Origin of the sequence: Klebsiella sp. 4_1_44FAA (assembly GCF_000238715.1) — a bacterium.
Classification (GTDB): Bacteria; Pseudomonadota; Gammaproteobacteria; order Enterobacterales; family Enterobacteriaceae; genus Klebsiella; species Klebsiella pneumoniae.
On record NZ_JH414872.1, the window covers coordinates 1 to 519 of the forward strand.

Here is a 519-nt window from a genome sequence, read left to right on the forward strand (position 1 = left end):
ACCATAACAGCGTTTGCTCAGGCTGAAGGTGCGCTCCACTTCGATTCTATCGGTATTATCCTGATACTCTTGTTTTTTATCAACTTTTGCTGTGGCGCTTGGTCTGCCCAGCTTTGGACCTGATAACCGGATCCCATGCTCTTTGCAATAACTCCTGTTTTCCCTGGTCCGGTATATCTGATCTGCCAGGACACGTTCTGGATAATAACCGGTACGCTCTTTGAAGCGTTCTATTGCTTCAATCAGGCAGGTGCTCTCGTTGTATGCCTCGAAAGATATTTTTTCGAGGCGCCCATAACCTTCGCTGTCAAGACTGAGATCAAATTTTGCACCAAATTCAACAGGTGCTTTGACCTTCCCTCTGACAATCGGCCGAAGCCATGGCTGCGAAATGCTTACAATGCGATGCTCTACAGAATGGATTCTGTTATCATACATATACTGTTGCTGTTCATACAGCCTGATGATGGTAAGATATAGGCCGATATCCTTACCTGTCATGGCGTATCCATCACTCAT

General features: G+C 45.9%; 1 protein-coding gene. It reads right to left on the minus strand.

The genetic code is table 11. From position 1 onward, the window contains the following. On the minus strand, nucleotides 1–519 hold a 519-nt coding region (locus tag HMPREF1024_RS00005; RefSeq protein ID WP_032451482.1), incomplete at both ends, for an IS5 family transposase.